Annotated in this window: 13 protein-coding genes; 3 read left to right on the forward strand and 10 right to left on the reverse strand. The window is 45.4% G+C overall.

Features of this window, described 5'->3' with window-relative positions:
- Positions 1-997: 997 nt before the first annotated feature.
- The 3 genes from FS373_RS09650 to FS373_RS09660 form a co-directional block, all read right to left on the reverse strand.
- Positions 998-2,131 carry a site-2 protease family protein gene (locus FS373_RS09650; RefSeq protein WP_144044916.1) on the reverse strand — a complete coding sequence of 378 codons (1,134 nt, stop codon included), beginning with the start codon at positions 2,129-2,131 and terminating at the stop codon, positions 998-1,000.
- 223 nt (positions 2,132-2,354) lie between these two features.
- Positions 2,355-4,025: a DUF342 domain-containing protein gene (locus FS373_RS09655; RefSeq protein WP_152829341.1), complete on the reverse strand. Its 1,671-nt coding sequence runs from the start codon at positions 4,023-4,025 to the stop codon at positions 2,355-2,357.
- 224 nt (positions 4,026-4,249) lie between these two features.
- Positions 4,250-5,299 (reverse strand): class I SAM-dependent methyltransferase, encoded by a 1,050-nt coding sequence (locus FS373_RS09660; protein WP_144044917.1) that lies wholly within the window; start codon positions 5,297-5,299, stop codon positions 4,250-4,252.
- A gap of 397 nt (positions 5,300-5,696) precedes the next feature.
- Between FS373_RS09660 and FS373_RS09665 the strand changes: the two genes are divergently transcribed.
- The 3 genes from FS373_RS09665 to FS373_RS09675 all read left to right on the forward strand — a co-directional run bounded on the left by FS373_RS09665 (position 5,697) and on the right by FS373_RS09675 (position 9,834).
- Entirely contained in the window at positions 5,697-6,125 is a 429-nt protein-coding gene (locus FS373_RS09665) for a hypothetical protein (RefSeq protein ID WP_152829343.1), read from the forward strand.
- On the forward strand, positions 6,109-7,278 hold the full coding sequence (locus FS373_RS09670) for a hypothetical protein (RefSeq protein ID WP_152829344.1): 1,170 nt from the start codon (positions 6,109-6,111) through the stop codon (positions 7,276-7,278). Before FS373_RS09665 ends, FS373_RS09670 begins: the two co-directional genes overlap by 17 nt.
- An 81-nt stretch (positions 7,279-7,359) precedes the next feature.
- Positions 7,360-9,834, forward strand: coding sequence for a putative bifunctional diguanylate cyclase/phosphodiesterase (locus FS373_RS09675; RefSeq protein ID WP_152829345.1), 2,475 nt, complete (start codon positions 7,360-7,362; stop codon positions 9,832-9,834).
- Positions 9,835-9,849: 15 nt separating this feature from the next.
- On the opposite strand, the gene FS373_RS09680 is transcribed toward FS373_RS09675, so the two are convergent.
- The 7 genes from FS373_RS09680 to FS373_RS09710 form a co-directional block, all read right to left on the reverse strand.
- Positions 9,850-11,202: an alkaline phosphatase gene (locus FS373_RS09680; protein ID WP_416221756.1), complete on the reverse strand. Its 1,353-nt coding sequence runs from the start codon at positions 11,200-11,202 to the stop codon at positions 9,850-9,852.
- A gap of 81 nt (positions 11,203-11,283) precedes the next feature.
- Positions 11,284-12,237, reverse strand: coding sequence for a glutathione synthase (gene gshB / locus FS373_RS09685; RefSeq protein ID WP_144044921.1), 954 nt, complete (start codon positions 12,235-12,237; stop codon positions 11,284-11,286).
- A gap of 190 nt (positions 12,238-12,427) precedes the next feature.
- Complete coding sequence (rsmE, locus tag FS373_RS09690) at positions 12,428-13,156, reverse strand: 16S rRNA (uracil(1498)-N(3))-methyltransferase (RefSeq protein ID WP_144044922.1); 729 nt, start codon at positions 13,154-13,156, stop codon at positions 12,428-12,430.
- A gap of 7 nt (positions 13,157-13,163) precedes the next feature.
- Complete coding sequence (locus FS373_RS09695; protein ID WP_152829347.1) at positions 13,164-13,916, reverse strand: endonuclease; 753 nt, start codon at positions 13,914-13,916, stop codon at positions 13,164-13,166.
- Positions 13,917-14,071: 155 nt separating this feature from the next.
- Complete coding sequence (locus tag FS373_RS09700) at positions 14,072-14,620, reverse strand: SprT family zinc-dependent metalloprotease (RefSeq protein WP_152829499.1); 549 nt, start codon at positions 14,618-14,620, stop codon at positions 14,072-14,074.
- Between the two features lie 150 nt (positions 14,621-14,770).
- Positions 14,771-15,937, reverse strand: coding sequence for a hypothetical protein (locus FS373_RS09705; protein WP_152829348.1), 1,167 nt, complete (start codon positions 15,935-15,937; stop codon positions 14,771-14,773).
- A gap of 280 nt (positions 15,938-16,217) precedes the next feature.
- On the reverse strand, positions 16,218-17,129 hold the full coding sequence (locus FS373_RS09710; protein ID WP_144044925.1) for a LysR family transcriptional regulator: 912 nt from the start codon (positions 17,127-17,129) through the stop codon (positions 16,218-16,220).
- Between the last annotated feature and the right edge of the window lie 43 nt (positions 17,130-17,172).

Genomic DNA, 17,172 nt, shown 5'->3' on the forward strand with positions numbered 1-17,172 from the left:
CGCCTAATAAACGATAAATCCCCAGCACCTAGTGTTGGGGATTTTTTCGTTTAACAGCTTTTGAAATGAGCTTCTCACATGGGGAATATAGATAGCGCATGCGCAGCATGCATCCTTTTATATGCTAGTAGGGGGAAGCCCTTGTCCGAAGCCGGGCCATTGGAAGGCGCCTCCGCTCTTTGTTTCCGCATCCAAAGCGCTACTTCTCCGCCCCCATGTGGTTCGGCCTTCGGCAAGTATCATGACGATTCCAAGCCGGGCCATTTCCAGACACCCATGTGGCTTGCTCCCCAGCTGCAGCAAACCTGCTACGCGCTACGACTGTATGTTCGTCATTTTTACTTTTGACCAGCCTTGCTGATCTATTAAATCTCTCTGTCATTTTAAATACAGCGCATGCAAAGCATTCCTTATCGGGCCTAAATCGATGAAGACAGCTAGCAAAGGATTTTAAGTCACGCACATGTTCAAAAAGGACAATTCAAAACCTAGTTATGCGATCAAGGAATTGGGGGGAGAGAGCCGTATAATACCAATCGGTATAAAGGTGTGGTCACTCAGCGAGAGTTTAGCGCTTCAGAGGCAAGGCAACGAGTGGGGAACATAGTTATTCTACGTTTAAGCTCGTTAACGCCGTATCGGAAGTGCTAAAACTCGCCTTTCAGGAGTGTTTTTGGCAACCTACTTCTGTGTTGAATGAATTCAAAAGGGATCACCATTCCCTCACTCATCCGCCTTGAATTATGCAGCCAAAAATAACTCTGAGTTGGCCACTTTTTTATACCGATTGGTATAATTACCAATACACTGGTTAATTACTAATAACCAGCCAGGTTATCAGAGCCCTTTTGGGCTACTTTCAATATTTGCAACAGAACTGGAAATAGATAACCTGCTTTTTAATGTTTGCAATTTCGTCTCATCATTTTATTCCGGGCAGTAAAAAGGGAGGTTATGCCTCCCCATTTTATACCAGTATTTACTTCAGAATCTTGTTCTAACTCTGCAATATCTTCAGCGGTAAGCCCAACATGTTATCTCCAGAACCGGCTAGATACCAGATGATGGCTATAAGTGCTCCCACGGTGAGAAAATACCATATGGTGGAGAATATCTGTCCATACCTGTCCAGAGGTAACAAATGACTCTGGTGGCGTGTCTTCCACTCGAATACTATTTCTAAACTGCCGATGAGAAGCAGGAATCCCAATAGTGCTAGTCCTAATGTGTAGCTCAAGTAAACGCCAACGGCAGCCCCAGCGACGCAGGCGCCCAGACCCAAGACGCTGTTCATCGAAAAGCTAATGCTCTTTAAGATGTGTCCACCGTCTAGTGGGAGTATGGGTAATAGGTTAAATAGGTTTAAAAGGGCGTTAAAGGCGGCCAGACCAGCGAAAAACACGTTACCAGTTAACCAGTAGGCTATCAAAGCCATGATGGACATGAGTAGGCCGAATGTTGGTCCCATGATAGATATCACCACGTCCTGCCAACGGGTATTGATCTTCTCGTCGCTGAGTGCCAGCCCTCCCATGAATGGGATTAGGTAGATGCCCTTGGTTTTCATGCCGAAATGTTTCATGGCTCTGATGTGGCCATATTCGTGAAATACCAGACAGGCGATCAAGGCTAAAGCAAATTGGAAGGAGAATAACCAGGAGTATGCGGCAACACTGGCGCCAGCTAAAACTACCTTGATGACTTTTGCGCTCTTTAGCAGCTTGAACCCTAAGGAAGCTAAGCCGACTAAACTGACTTTTCGCTTTGCTTCGATAGGCTTGACTGGGACCTGCCGCTCGATATCTTTGGTGTCTCTAGTACCGCTATTGATGATTTGATCATCCTTTATCAAGCGATAATCTAAGCTAAATGGCTGCCAAGTAAGATTGATCTCAAGGCTTATCTTTATAGCTTGGCTGGCTATTGATTTTTCAATGTTTGTATCCGGGTTGGTGTTGACCTGATTGACTTGTGTAGCGAGTTCAAACTCATGAGTTTTTAGCCCCTCATTATCTGCAGAAGCCTGTTTGACTGAGACTAGGGTATCTCCCCAAAAAAGCTGTTGCCAACCGGCCATAGAGCCTTCTAATCTCAGCTCTTTACCTAAACAATCAATTCTTAATAATTCCACAAATGTTCTCTTAGCTTTCTTGGTTATTAATTAGTTTTTATAAAAAGATTATGCATGGAAAGTTTGAGGGAAGCGAGAGAAGAAAAGCCAACTTTAATGGGGAGAGGTGGCTAAAACATAAGGTGAAGAGCAGAAAGTATAACTGCTCTTGCCTCTATTTTTAGTCATTAAGACAGACTGATTAGAACTGGGCCATTAAGTTTAATGCATTAAGACTAAGTCATTAGCCGCGATTGTTATAATCGAAGGTTATCTCTTGATCTTGATTGAATACTATACAGGTACCGTGTTCTCTCTGGGTTCGGTTAAAGGCTTGACCTATATGAATTTCGACATTGGAAAAAATGTGTTTATGAGCTTCTATGCGGTTGTCTTGGTAATAGGCATCGACTTCCTGTTTGATGGTCTCATATTCAATTTCTTCCCTTGCAAGTTCATTTATGATGCGTTGCTTTTCATCCAGCATCATTTTGACTTGTTCTACCATCATTTCATCATTTTGCCATTCGCTCTTTGGGGGCAACTTCTTGAGCCGGGCAGCGATCTCTAATTTAGCCACAACCATAGCTTTAATTCCCTGATCTAGCTCTTTTAGGTTTTTCTTCAGATCTCCCTGTTTCATGGCACAAAACACTTCCGTTTTAGTGCCGGCAGTAGCGCCTATGATAACGGCTTTAAGTCCCTTATCGGCTTTAACTATTCCGCCGACGAGATCGCCTCTTCGTCCATTGGCATCGCTAACTGTGAGTTTCTGTTTGGTCTTGGTATGACTGTGAAGTAGTTGTTTAGTGACGAGAATCTCACCCTGAGCATCGAGATCTGAATATTGGATGAATTGAGCGCAAATCTGACCCTTAGCTAGAATCTTAGTCGACAACTCATTTTCTTTGAGCTGCCTGCCTATGATCCCCTTACTGACAATTACATCACCTTCGGCAATTAAGGTCGATGAATCGACAAACCCCATAACGGTAATGTCCCCGGAGCTTTTTACTACCATGCCCTCGTGTACATCTCCAGTGATCATTATGCTGCCTTTAAAGTCAACGTTGCCATAGCCTACATCGACATCCTTGATATTGAGTACATCATCGACTTTCATGCTTGTTTTAGTCTCAACGGGCTGGCCAGCAACCGTTGCGATCAGGTGATTCAGGTTTGCAGGATCCAGCCCAGCTCCTTCCTCTTCGGTGAGCTTGAGATCTTTTCCGGGTACGGGAGCTAGCACTTCACCATGTACGTTATAGCCTTTAGTCCCTTGTGTTGCCGGGTGTTTCACCATCAAGAGATCTTTAGGCTTCACCATGATGACAGAACCTAAATTTCGCATATCTACGGTGCCATCTTTTCGCTCTTGGGGTTGCAGTAAGCGTTCTCTGGCTAGGGGGACTTTACGTTCAAGCTTGGCGTTAGTGCCATTGACACAGGGCTTGCCTGTAGCTATGACACTACGACAAGTCTTACCTGACTGAAGCTGTGTTAGTTGTTTCAATAGCGTCTGAATCTTAACTTTACTTAAGCCCATGCCAACGTTATTGGTTTTTAGTGATTTCAAGATATCCTGGATGGTAACTTCCTCCCCCCCCCAGGCTGCTGTGAGTTGCATCTGGGCACTCATCTTATCTTCACTTATCTCTACTTCGATTAAACCATTGCGGCGCTCGGCAATTTGAAAAAATTGTTCGAATTGACCGTCATCTTGGCCACAGAGTTGATTGACCTGGATCACGGCCTTCTGAATGCTAGGCTCTAGAGGGAAAAGACAATCGAAATCGGGGAGCGTTAAGAGGGTGAAGATAGCCTCTTCGGTGAGTGGACCATGCGTATTAGGCGTCACCTTAAATTCGGCAAAACTATTATCAGCACTTAGTTCAATCAGTTCAGGAGATAGCATAGTGAATTCCGATGTAATGACTCATTATTATTCTTATGTGTTTTATCTTGTTTAATCTTGTTTTACTACTGTACGAGTATAACAGTATAAAGTTTCGGCTAAGAAGCCCTAACTGACTGAAAAGTGAATGGACTCTAATAAGATTAATATAAAATTGATTTTGAGCAATAAAAGGGCCAGAAGTGTTTTATCCGGCCTGACAGTGAATTGAGTTAAACCCGTATTTATCGAGTTTGTTTATTGATTTTATTGAACTTGTTTGAGTAAATTTTATATTTGTTGTTTTCGGCTATGACGTTTACTTGACCGAAATTATCCTCAATCGTGTCGCTGTATGCTAGATGTCGATTGGCTACAATGTGCCATATACCGCCTTTCTTTAGTTTTTTTACACTATCGCTTACAAAATTTTTGGCTATGTCGGTCGTGCTCTTAAGTCCATCGTGGAATGGTGGATTAGAGATGATGCCATCAAATTTATCTTGGGTTTGGGCTAAACCATCTGATGGGTAAGTCGTGGCGATAAAATTATTGGCTGTTAATGTCAGCTCACATGAAGCTAGCGCCATGGCATTGATGTCGATACATTCGACTTGTAATTGGGGTTGTTCCTTGAGTAGAGCGGCGGTAATGACGCCGGCGCCGCAGCCAAAATCTAATACCCTACCTTTCATTCTTGGCAGATTTGATAGCAATAACTTAGTGCCTTCATCTAATTTTTTCTCGCTGAACACCCCGACTAAGTTACACACTGTAATTTCGCCCTGGGGGGTATCTAACTGATATTGACTGACCCACTCATCGAGTCTGACTTTGGGAGCCTGCTCGATAAGCTCACTGATATAAAGTAGACAGTGGCGAGCATTATCTTGTTTAAAAGGCTTATCAAAATAGGCGGGGATCTGTTTGACCAGGGAGCGAATTCCACCTTTATTTTCACCCACTACGACAAGCTGTCCACCGGGCTTCAAGTGTTGGCCGGCTAAGTTTAGGAGGTAGGCGGCAAGCGCCTTCGCTTTAGGGTAATAAATGATTGCCGTATCAAACAGCTCGTCATTGGGAAGGCAATGGCTAAAAAATAGCGACAGTTCTTGGCTGGCCTCAGGCTCCATCTGTAGGTGATGATGGAAGTCCAGTGCCAGTGCGGTGACCTTATTGGCATGTTCTAACAGATGTTTAGGAAGCCGATCGTCTTCATAATTGATTACTAATACATTTTGATTTTCGAATAAATTGCTATTTCTGAGAATGACTTGAGATGGATTAGTTAACACGACGACCACAGTTAGGAAATTTGAGCGCCTATTATATCCCAAATTTATACATCTCTATCAGTTTTTAGTCTGATATATACAGATATTGAGTCGGTTAAGACTTTAGGCAATTGAATATTTCTGGAACCTGATGACAAAAATCATCAGGTGTATTTCAAATAAATCATTATGGCTAATAGTGACTTGGGTCAGATAGTTTGATCACTGTTTTTTTTGAAAGATTTTGAATCATATTTTTCAAGTGTAAATTATCAGCTTCTATGAAATAAATTTTGAGCGGCATAAGTATTCTTTGCCTAAGCTGTAGGTACGTGAGGTATTAGTATCCGCTAGATTCGTTGATGCAGCAGCTTGGCTTATTTTATGTGTGGATAAAGGATAGTAAGGAGACTAGTTAATGCGCCTCTTGGCCACATGGATGTTAGTGCTGTATCTTTTTTGTGCTCATTCTACCGCAGCTCAGGTCATAGTGAATGGTTCAGCCATTGATTTCCCCTTGCCTGCTCAAGAGTTACGCCTGATTTTTTCGATGCAAAAAATCTATTGGCCCGATGGTCAAAAAATTCAAGTATTTATTCTTTCTCCCAGCTCTGAACTGCATAAAGAATTCTGTTTTAAACAGCTGGATATGATGCCGTATATGTTACAGCGAAGATGGGACCGCTTAGTTTATTCTGGCACTGGAGAGCGACCCATCATATTAAAAAATGAAGTTGAGATGCAGGAAAAAATTGCAAAAACACCTGGTTCGATAGGTTATTTGGCAGAGCCCGCATTGAGTGGTGACAATAGAGTGGCTAGGAGTCTTTATGAAGCTAGTCGCTAATTGGTTTATCAGCTTAGTACTTCTTCTCGTACCTTTTTATTCTTGGTCTTCCGAATGGCAATTTAATGGTTTTGTTAGTCAGGGCTATGTTACTGCTGACGACACTCAGTTTGTCGTAGGAGAGGATGATAGTACCTTTAATATTACCGAAGCCGCATTTGCTGTGTCATGGAAGCCTATCGAGCACATTCGTATAGCCAGTGCACTCAGCTACAGGCAGTGGGGGAGCCTCGCTGAAGGTGCTGTTAATTTTGACTATCTTTTTGTCGAATACAGCCATCAGGTGGGTGAAGGGACGCTAGGTATTCGAGGAGGGCGATTTAAGAATGAAACTGGCTTCTATTCCAGCACCAGAGATGTTCCCTTTACCCAGCCGAGTATCATGTTGCCCCAGTCTATCTATAGTGATTACTTTCGTGATGCTCAGTTGCATATCGAGGGGGCAGACCTGTTTGGTATGCATCAAATCTGGAACGGAGCCTTAGACTGGCATGTGTCTGTCGGTAAGGTTGACGTCACCGAAGATTTAGATCGAAATGTGATGGGTAATGTGGAGTTAGGCGCCTTCGATTCAGAGAGTTATTACTCTGGAGATATAGAGTTTCAAAATGACCATCTTAGATTAGGCCTTAGCTATTACGACGCTGAAGTCAGCTACCTCCCATCTCTGGAAGATTATTACCCCGGTAATATTAGATTAAAAAATTGGGTGTTCTCGGGACAATTTAGATATATGAACTTTGAGTTTACCGCCGAATATATGACCGTAGACAGGCTGACTAATGGCCTGGTGTTTCCTCCAATGGCAGATGAATTAGTCGACTCTGGCATAGGCTATTACCTAGACCTAAGAGCCTATCTTCCCCATGAAATCGAACTTTTTGTGCGATTCGATAAACATGTAGTCGATAAAGATGATGCCGATGGCAAGGAGTTCGAGGCTGTTACGGGTCTCCCCGCTTATTTTTCTTACACAGATGACTGGAGCTTCGGCGCTCGCTGCTTTTTGAATAATGATTGGTTGTTGGCCGCAGAATATCATTTGGTCGAAGGTGCATCTTGGGTGACCCCGATAGTGGCACCGGATCCATCCACGCAGTCGAAACATTGGTCCATGTTTGCGCTGCAGATTTCTTATCGATTCCAGTGGTGATGATATGACTATGTTGCCTGAAGGTCGGACAATATTTATCAGTCTTAAATGTAAGCTGCTACTCGTTCCAGTGGTGATGATATGACTATGCTGCCAGAAGGTCGGACAATATTTATCAGTTTAAAATGGAAGCTGCTAGTTGCGGTACTGATTATACTCACCATCTTAGGTGGGCTCTTAGGTGGTTTCGCATACAGGCAACTCATCAATCAGCAGAATTATTTACTGGAATCTCAGCGAGGTAAATTAGCTCAGAATCTGGAGACTTCCATCTCCTTGAGTGTCGAACACTCCTTGTCCGCCGCCCAACAGATCGCACTCTTGGTTACTGAAAAACAGCAAACTCCCTCGGGCTACCAAGCCATGTTAGCGCTTCGTTGGCCCGATCTACAGCTCTACTGGGAGCTTGATCGGCTGAGTCTTATGTCGCTATCTGGCGAGGTACTCGCCCATGCTGGTAAGTTAATGGAAAGTACTGAGATGGACTGGTTTAAATCGGTTACGGTGAAGTTGGAGCCACATTGGCGCATCGTATGCTTACAAGAGTGTGTTATTCAGGTCTTAGTGCCGAACTTGTTACAAGGCGAACCGCACTTTTTATTTATGGAGACTGGCCTGACGGATATTTTGGCAAGGTTTAGAATTAATGAAACATTTGAGCTAGCTGTGTTAGCCCCTTCTACTGATGTGGGGGAGGGACAAAGTTATTGGGGGAGAGAGGTCTATAGTATTAGTAATAAACACACCAGTTTAATTCAGTTAGAACAGGCTGCGGCTCGATTTACCTGGGAGCAGATAGAGAATAGGGGGGGCGTCTATCAGGTGGGTGGTGAACTTTCTGCTCTGTGGATATTTCCCTTGGCTGAGGGGGTGTCTCCTCCGGCGATACTGGTGATCAACAATATCAGTGATTGGCAGTCTCTGCTCAATGAATTTCAGGAGAGTATGTTGGGGACTCTCCTGTTCAGTTTAGTCTTGTCCGGGGCTCTAGTCATATTGGCTGCCTGGGCACCTGTGGTGAGTTTGAGTCGTCATGCGACTCTACTCCCTATGCTCGCAGAACATGATTTCGAGGCTCTGAAATCCTTGTCACCTAAGACCTCTTCATTTATCGTCGATGAGGTGGACTTAATCAATATTGCGACGCTAAACCTTGCCGAGCGGATGCAGAATCTGGAGTTGGAAGTTGACGAATATACTTGTGAATTAGAGCGGCTCGCCATGTTAGACACTCTGACAGGTTTACCTAATAAGGCCATGCTCAATCATGAATTGCAGAAGACTATCGCCTGCGTCGGACGCATTCACGATAAGTTAGCTTTGATGTTTCTCGATCTCGATGAATTTAAACGGATCAACGATACATTAGGCCATAGTCAGGGAGATGAGCTATTAAAAATAGTGGCCAAGAGGTTGAATCATAGCGTTCGTGCTATGGATACAGTGTTCAGGCAAGGAGGGGATGAGTTTCTTATTCTGCTCAGGGGGATCCGCTCGGAAGAGGATGTCCGCAAGGTTATTCATAAGATATTTGCCTCCCTGCAACAGCCTGTTGTGTTAGGGCGGCATAAGTTGATTGTGACCACGAGTATCGGCGTCGCTTACTGTGAGAGTAATAATGTCAGGGCCGAAGAGCTGATTAAATACGCCGATCTGGCCATGTATCAGGCGAAGGACGCGGGGCGTAGTAATTACCGGGTGTTTACCCCGGAGATGCTACAAAGGGCGAATAACAAGTTGATGATAGAGCAAGATATTGGTGCTGCAATCGAAGAGAAGCAGTTGTCACTCTCCCTGCAGCCGATAGTGTCACTCCCCGATGGTAAGGTGAAAGGATTCGAAGCGTTAATCCGATGGCATCACCCGGAGAGGGGTTTGATCATGCCGGGTAACTTTATACCCGATATTGAGGATAGTGAAGCCATCATACAAGTGGGCAATTACGTACTCGAAGAAGGAGGAGCCATCTTATCCCGTCTGATTGAGAAGGGCTGGGACGATCTCTACCTTGCAGTTAATCTGTCGGCGAAACACTATATGGATCCTGGTCTGATCCCTCTGGTTCAACGTATCTTATCAAAATACAATATTCCGCCCCAGAGTCTACTGTTAGAGGTCACAGAGGAGAGTGTGATTGAGCAGGTGGATCTCGCCTTGTCTGCGATGAAGTCATTGAAGCGTCTGGGTGTGCGGATTGCCATAGATGATTTTGGAACCGGCTATTCCTCCCTGAGTTACCTTAAGCAGCTACCCTTCGATGTATTGAAAATTGACCGTTGCTTTACCTCTGGTGTACTCGATAATAGTGTCGATACTCATATCGTCACCACAGTCATAGATCTGGCACACAATCTGGGTAGAACCGTAGTAGCCGAAGGCATAGAAACCCAGGAACAGTGTGATTTTCTTGCCGCTGCCAGGTGTGAATTGGCTCAGGGTTATCTGTTCTCGAAACCTTTAGAAGAGAGGAAGGCGTTCAGAATTCTCAATGAGATAGAGGGGCATGGGGTGTGGCCGGTAGAATCACTGCCCCAGCTCGCTAAGCTGGGGAGTTAACGCTGGTATTTGTGGTTATTTATTTGGTTGAGACTTAGCCTTAGGCAGTAAACTGATTAGCTTAGTCGCGATATCTGTGTTGTCCTGATAACCTGCAAATAGTCTGGCTGCTGGACCCGTTGCGAATACCTGTACGTCGACGCCTGTGTGACCGCCAGTAGTCCAGCCTGTGTTTGAACGGCTATCTATGAGGTGTTTGATACTTGTGGTCATCACCTCTTTACCCTGCATTCTTGCTCGAGATAATTGAGATAGTTCATCTTCATTAGGCTCGAAGCCTAAATTTAATGAGACTCGAGCTCGCCAGTCACCATCGGCGAGGGCATCGTTAGCGATAAAATCTGGGCTGGCTTGTACACCCCTGATGATACTCGTGTCCCATCTATACTCGCCGTTAGCACCTATGCTTAAGCCGCCGGTATTATGATCTGCCGTTACCACCATCAGAGTATCGTTATTTTTTCTGATGTACTGCTCTACGACTTCGATGGCGTTGGCGAATTCTTCCATCTCTCCCATAGCCGCCGCAATATCATTATTGTGTCCGGCCCAGTCTATTAAACTGCCTTCGACCAGAAGCACGAAGCCTTGGTCATTTTGCGATAATAACTCTAAGGCCTTAGCTGTCATCTTGCTCAGCTTATGACTGTCACTATCATCGATGGCCCATGGCAGTTGAACATCGGCAAACAGGCCTATGACCTTACCTTGCTTGATCGAGTCGAGCTGGTTAAAGTCCGACAGGTACTGATAACCCTTAGCCTCGAACTTTTTTATCAGGCTGGTAGGGAAGTACTTCTGACCGCCACCTAACATCACATCGGCATCGGTTTTAAGATAGCTATAAGCTAACTCATCGTAATTGCTACGGCTTTCATTATGGCTGAGAAATGCTGCTGGAGTAGCGTGGTTGATCTGTGATGTCACGGCCACTCCGGTGGAGAGTCCCAGGGCTTTGGCTTTTTCCATTATGGTGGCAATAGGCTGTTTATTGGTATCGACAGAGATGGCGCCATTATAGGTTTTAGTCCCAGTGGCTAATGCCGTTGCCGAGGCTGCCGAATCTGTGACATAACCACTCACCCTAGCGGGATAAGTGCTCGAAGTTCCTACGAGTAGTCGGTCGAATACCGTCTGCTCTATCTCTTGAGTATCCGGGTTATCTTTATAGTATCGATAGGCACTGGTATAGGCTGGGCCCATACCGTCACCTATCATGATCACAATATTTTTAGGGACACTGGGTGCGTCGCCTAGCAGGTTTTGCACAGGAGTCACTGCCTGAGCTGCGACGCCCATGCTGCCGATCAGTGCCACTCCTGCCAACATACATTGTTTGAATATCTTCATTTTTTGCGTCATGCCCATTGCCAACATCCTAGCTTGCGTTAATTTGTGCTTCGATGGCGTCCATTAGCATACCAGTAATGTCCACATCCTATAACGTGCTTAAATCCGTGCTTTAATTCGTGCTTCGATGGCGTCCATTAGCATACCAGTAATGTCCACATCATAAGCCGCTTCAATCTCTTTGATACATGTCGGGCTAGTGACGTTGATCTCGGTAAGCTTATCGCCAATCACATCCAAGCCGACGAAGATGAGTCCGCGTTTCTTGAGTTCAGGTCCTATGCTGCGTGCAATATGCCAGTCACTCTCAGATAAAGGTTGAGCTACACCACGACCGCCGGCGGCTAAGTTGCCGCGTGTCTCGCCTTTTTGCGGAATACGAGCCAGGGAATAAGGCACTGGCTCACCATCGATGACCAAGATACGTTTATCACCTGAGGTGATATCGGGAATAAAGGCTTGGATCATGGCATATTGCTGGCCGTGATCGGTCAGTGTTTCGATGATCACGCCTAAGTTAGGATCATTCTTCTTGACTCTGAAGATGGAGCTACCGCCCATGCCATCAAGTGGCTTGAGTATGATATCGCCTTTTTCCTGATAGAAATTACGGATACGGGTCTCATCTCTGGTCACAATTGTGTCAGGGGTAAACTCGGAGAACCAGGCTGTAAATAGTTTCTCATTGGCGTCACGAAGGCTCTGGGGCTTGTTGACGATCAGCACACCTTCTTCTTCGGCCCGTTCGAGCATGTAGGTCGCGTAGATAAACTCAGTATCGAATGGTGGATCTTTACGCATTAATACGACATCAAGATCTGACATGGGAGTGTCGATAGTCTCTCCAAGCTCGAACCAATTCTGAGGATCAGACTTGACGGTTAAGGCGCGCATATTAGCCATCGCCTTACCATTGACCATGGCCAGATCTCGCATCTCCATATAGAAGAGCTGGTATCCACGGCTTTGAGCCGCGAGTAACATGGCGAAACTAGAGTCTTTCTTGATGTTAATGTCGCTGATTGGGTCCATTACTATGCCGAGCTTGATCATCTATTCGCTTCCTTCTTTCGCCATCTTCCGATGGGACAATTGAATTTTGTGTGTGCTTTGTCTGAGGTTTAGGCTTTAATTTTTGCATTTCTGCACCAATTTCTTGCTAGAACCTAGAACCTAGAACCTAGAACCTAGAACCTAGAACCTAGAACCTAGAACCTAGAACCTAGAACCTAGAACCTAGAACCTATAAGTCACCAAATTTGAGTTGTAGGGCACTGATTGCCGTTAGTGCCGCAGTTTCTGTTCTCAGTACTCTTGGCCCTAACAAGATATCGGTAAATTTATCTTGCTCTGTCTTCAATATCTCAGTCTCCGAGAGCCCGCCTTCGGGGCCTATCAATAGTCTGACTTTAGCAACCTCGAGGGACAATCCTCCGATACCGTGTGCAGCCCTTGGGTGTAGATTTAATTTAAGCGAGTCAGTTTGTTCACCGCACCAGGCCTCTAATGACATGGCTGGCCTGATTTCAGGAACCCGACTTCGGCCTGATTGCTCACAGGCGCCGATGACAATCTTCTGCCACTGGTGTATCTTTTTTTCTAATCTTTCACCGGAGAGTTTTACGCCACAACGCTCTGAAAACAGAGGTGTAATGGTGTTGACGCCTAACTCTACCGATTTTTGAATGGTAAAGTCCATACGGTCGCCACGGGAGATAACCTGTCCCAGATGAATATGAAGTGGTGACTCACTGGCGTTAGCGCTCGAAGATAAGACCTTAACGGAGACATTTTTCTTACTGGCTGAGATGATCTCAGCCAAGTAGTCATGGTCGCTACCATTAAATAGACTGATTTGTTCGCCTGGGGTCATTCGTAATACTCTACCTATGTGCGAAGCTGCCTCATCATGAAGGGCCAAGCTGTCACCGATTGCTAAGGGCGAGTCTTGATATATTCTTGGAATTCTCATCTATTTCTTACTCCGCAATCTGGGTATTTACAGCAGGTGAGTCGCATCTTTGTTTGACAAAAGGGTTATGGTTTCCCTGTGTCCTGGCGATCGCTTCGTCTCTCTTGCACTCGATAGTATCAACTGGATAAGTTTTATCCCATGCTTTGAACAGTTTTAATTGGCTTTTGGCGATTTTTAAATCATAGGTACCCTGCATATAGAGATATGTGCGGGCAATGCGGCCTCGAGTGTAGCCTGGTGGCTCAACCTTACGAGATTTGAAATCGACCACCATGGCACATCGGCCATATTGTTCTGGCTTAGCGCTCCATTGGCTGAAGCGATAATTGCTCCTGTCGCCGTTGATCTCGCCGATGGCGGGCACTAGGTTGTGCAGATCTGATTCCATCTTTTTATATTTGGGGTCATTCTTACCACAATTTTTCCGTCCACCCTCTTGCCAGCATTTTCTTTGATGGCCTAACTCCCAGGCTGGGACTAGATGTTCCCATTCGATACGTGCCGCGCGTTTTTCTTGCTTTCTTACTTGGTAGCCACAGCTTTGTAGATCAGGCTGCCATTTTTTCCCTTGGATTTTGATGTCACAGCCACAATAAAAGCTGGTGTGTGGCAGCTCACTGCTATAGATCTTTTTTGCCAGTCGTTTAGCTTGGCTAAAGCTGGTGGGATGAGAAGGAGATGCGAATGAAGGCGATGATAGGAGTAAACTTAACGCTAAACCTATGAAGGCAGCGTTGAGTGTCGTAAAAAATTTCAATGGTGTTCCCTAAAATAGGCAAATGTGCGTTTTTTGCCCAAAGACGATAGGCAGAACTTATGTCTGCTCTGTTTGCGGGATTTTACGGGATGAATGGGAATAGAAGCAAGAGCTTGGCAGGGTAATACCGATTGGTATTAGAAATTTATAAGCCGTTAGGCTCTCTTAAGCTCCTGCTTACAGCATCTGCAACGATACTGAGTCTCACCACGGATCACCTTATTATGACGTCGAATACTCAGTGGGATGCTACCGCAATCGCATAAATAATCGAATGTTTTTCCTGATACTGATTCAGTATTTAGAGTATGAGTCGTGGCTGGCTCTAGTTGATAAACCTTAATCATCAGAGCTTGCCATTCCTTGCCATGGGGTTTGACCTTGCCGTATAACTGATAAGCGAGCAGATGGCAGATCTCATGTGGCACAACCTGATCGATAAAGGCCTGATGGTTTTCTGCGAGTAAAGTAGAGTTGAATCTGAGTAGATTGAGTTGCAGATGCGCCGTGCCGGCACTCTTACCCCTGAGCTTAAAGCTAATTTCCGGATGTGGAAAAGTCCGTTTCAGGTGGGTCTCTGCTTGTCGGTAATAGTCTAATACCTGCTCAGCGATCTGCTGGTGACGTTCATCCTCAAATTCGTAGTGAGCTGTTTCAAACGAGCCTGCTTGAGCTGTGTTTTTTGATCCGAATAAGTTAAACATATTGCCCTGATTTACAACTAGAGGTCTAAAAATGAGTGTTGAGAGTCGCCAGTGCTGGAATTGGTATAGGTTAACTAGACAGATCTGAATAATGAAACGACTCAATTTATCATTGAGCAGTTTCATTTACTCGCTAGCAACTAGGACTGGCTATAAGCTCTTAGCCCCAGCGATTACCATGGCTCTGATCTGTTCGACGATGTCGGTTTCAGTCTTAGCATCGAAACTCTCCACTCTAGGGGTATGGATATGACCGACAGGGATCTTACTGTTAAATTGCTGCTGTAATAAGACGGCGCGGTATGAGATCTCATTCGATAGATAACCACCACCTGAGCCTTCAACTGAAATAGCAGCTTGCAACTCGGACAAGGAGGTAGCGTTAAACTTGCCTCTAGCCAGGGTAGTGACACTGTGGTTATCGTTTACCTTCCATTTAGCCGCATCTCCCTGAACCGTTTGCATGGCTGCAACCGGGAGAGAAAACTCAACAAACTCGGGACCGTTAAGGGTCTTACCATTAAACATAGGCGCTATCGGCTTTTCATTGTTGCCGCCGGTTAATACATTTAAGTTATCCGGTGCTGCTGCGCTGCGATTACGCCCAGGGAAGCGCTCGAGATCGAAATCGTCTCTTCCCATGCTGACGGTGATAATCATATCCAGGCTATTTTCGCGGTAATAAGGAGTAAGCAGAGATTCGATTATACCTTGGTCGAAGTCGGCGAAGCGTACAGGGATCATCACCGTCTGTATTTGTGCTTTCTTGCCATTCACCGAAAATTGATAGCCATCCAGTGCCAGCGCCGCTAAGCCTGAAGGATTGCTCTGATCGATATTTCGGTCGAGGAAGAAGGGATCGAATCCGGTCAGCAAGATCTTGACCTGAGTATCGGCAGCAAAGCTAATATTACTGAAGCCTCTGGAAGACTTTTCTACTGCACTCAGGTTGATATTGCGTTGCCAGGGAGCTATCTGGAACGAAGGGGCTTGCTGCTTAAGCAAGGTCTTCATGGCCAGGCGTCCCCAGTACAGAGGGCGGTCATCTTGCCCTCCCGATTGCACATCTCTGACAGCTTGCTGCCAGAGGCGCTCTCCCTGTCTGGCAACCATCTGAGTCATTAATAATTCATCGGTTTGCTGCTTGTATTGTTCCTCGAGACTATCGACTAAAGCTTGATAGCGTCCGACGACTTCAGGCATGGCTTGAGTCGCGGTGGAGACGCGAGCCTCTTCTATATCCAGGCTAGCCATAGCTATTGTGCTGAACATTGCACCTGTGATGAGTCCTGCAACTACTAAACAGGATTTCGTCATGGCTTGCTCCTTCTTCTGTGATAGACAATCATTTTTAGGACAAGATTGTTTTTATTTTTGATGATGATTTATCAATCTTAGCGGGTTATCAATTTGAATTGATTATAGTCAAGGCTTGATACCAATGAGTATGCACGACAAACGAGTGCAAATAAAGTACCCGACTATTTGCTTTTTTATCAGGGGAAATAGTCGTTTTTGACCACTATCTTGTTTCTGGATCACCCTTTGAACCGAGTCATATTGTTCCTAGGTTCTAGACCCTAGGAAGGATTTAAACCTACATCATCAAGGATTGCAGTGATTCCTGACTGCTGAAGCGTTTGGTGAAAAAGTCCAAGAATACACTGATGTTAGTGGCAAGCTGCCTTCTGCTCGAGTAAACACCATAGACTTTAAATGCCTCGATGGGCCATTCCTGAAGAATAGGTACCAGGGAGCCGCTGGCCAGTTCATTTTTGCATACCGAGTTGGATAACATGGCGATACCAAAATCATCCTGAGCCAGTTTTTTTACCATTACGGCGCTGTTTACCCTGACTTTACGTTTGAAGCTGACCATGGTTTTTCTGCTGCCTTTTCCCAGGGGCCAGATGGGCGCAGAGCGTGAGGTACCCAGTAAAATACCATCATGATTGGCTAATTCTTGCGGTGTGGCCGGAGTGCCATTGGTCTTCAGGTAACCCGGGCTGGCAACTAAAATAGGTTTACGCTCGAACAAAAGGCGGGCGACTAAGTCCGAGGATTGCAGTGGACCATACTTGATAGCGATATCATAACCTTCACCGACTAAACCCACTTCGCTGTCGGTAAATTGTACATCCAGCTCTACATTAGGGTAGAGGCGCATAAAGCTGCTACATAGGTTGGCGATAAGTTCTTGACTGAATGAGACGGGAATCGCGATGCGTAGGGAGCCGGAAACATCGTTGTTAGTGTTCTCTATTGTGGCCTTGGCAGCCTCTATTTCGTCACGAATGCTGATGCAATGCTGATAGAAGAGCGCACCTACCTGAGTGAGGCTCAAATTTCGAGTATCTCGCTGTAGCAGACGTACACCAAGCTGCTCTTCGAGTTGAGCAACCTTACGACTTATGGTTGATTTTGGCATGCCTGTTTCGCGGGCCGCTTGAGAGAAACCTTTGGCTCTAACTACCGCCGCAAACAGCATCATACCGTTAAGATCTGGCATGTTTTTATCACTGTCTCAAATATGGAACAAAGCGTCTAGCCTA

The organism is Shewanella sp. YLB-07 (assembly GCF_009377275.1).

What these genes read in the sequence shown, in the direction of transcription:
- FS373_RS09655 (WP_152829341.1), bottom strand. Translation starts at nt 4,025, where the DNA reads ATGCTATCTCCTGAACTGATTGAACTAAGTGCTGATAATAGTTTTGCC.
- FS373_RS09665 (WP_152829343.1), top strand. Translation starts at nt 5,697, where the DNA reads ATGCGCCTCTTGGCCACATGGATGTTAGTGCTGTATCTTTTTTGTGCT.
- FS373_RS09670 (WP_152829344.1), top strand. Translation starts at nt 6,109, where the DNA reads ATGAAGCTAGTCGCTAATTGGTTTATCAGCTTAGTACTTCTTCTCGTA.
- FS373_RS09675 (WP_152829345.1), top strand. Translation starts at nt 7,360, where the DNA reads ATGACTATGCTGCCAGAAGGTCGGACAATATTTATCAGTTTAAAATGG.
- FS373_RS09680 (WP_416221756.1), bottom strand. Translation starts at nt 11,202, where the DNA reads ATGGGCATGACGCAAAAAATGAAGATATTCAAACAATGTATGTTGGCA.
- gshB (WP_144044921.1), bottom strand. Translation starts at nt 12,237, where the DNA reads ATGATCAAGCTCGGCATAGTAATGGACCCAATCAGCGACATTAACATC.
- rsmE (WP_144044922.1), bottom strand. Translation starts at nt 13,156, where the DNA reads ATGAGAATTCCAAGAATATATCAAGACTCGCCCTTAGCAATCGGTGAC.
- FS373_RS09700 (WP_152829499.1), bottom strand. Translation starts at nt 14,620, where the DNA reads ATGTTTAACTTATTCGGATCAAAAAACACAGCTCAAGCAGGCTCGTTT.
- FS373_RS09705 (WP_152829348.1), bottom strand. Translation starts at nt 15,937, where the DNA reads ATGACGAAATCCTGTTTAGTAGTTGCAGGACTCATCACAGGTGCAATG.
- FS373_RS09710 (WP_144044925.1), bottom strand. Translation starts at nt 17,129, where the DNA reads ATGCCAGATCTTAACGGTATGATGCTGTTTGCGGCGGTAGTTAGAGCC.